1 protein-coding gene is annotated in these 448 nt (G+C 37.9%); it reads right to left on the minus strand.

The window, feature by feature from the left end:
* Positions 1–448 (minus strand): hypothetical protein (locus CYP28_RS10170; RefSeq protein ID WP_181000385.1); only part of this gene is annotated, 448 nt, incomplete at both ends.

Consider the following 448-nt stretch of genomic DNA (forward strand, 5'->3'; position numbering starts at 1 on the left):
CATAATGCCATGTCATACCCTGCTGTGATTGCCGCATCATCATAAATACTGGCAAGAGAAGACAAAATGGTGGATAGATGAATAGGGCTACCCATATAACAACAGTCATCATATTAATGATTACAATACTGGCCGCGACTACCTTTGTCTGTCCAGTAGAAGTTGTATTGTTTGCAAGATTGTTATATGTATTGACACCCTTATCGCCAAGTTTTCCCCATATTGTCCAAAAGCCACTACCATTTTGAACAACTGGTTCAGAAAAAGAACCATTTGCTGGGTTAAAATAACCATAAAATAGGGCGGTGCCATATTTAATACTATAATTGGCTAGTGGGGCTTTTGTGCCAACAGATACATTCACCAACCAAGCAAAAGCTGTGATAAATAGCAAAAGCGAAAACTGAATACCAAAGACTTTTGAAAAAATCTCTATATAGCTCTTACC

Source organism: Campylobacter concisus (assembly GCF_002914195.1).
Taxonomy (GTDB): domain Bacteria; phylum Campylobacterota; class Campylobacteria; order Campylobacterales; family Campylobacteraceae; genus Campylobacter_A; species Campylobacter_A concisus_M.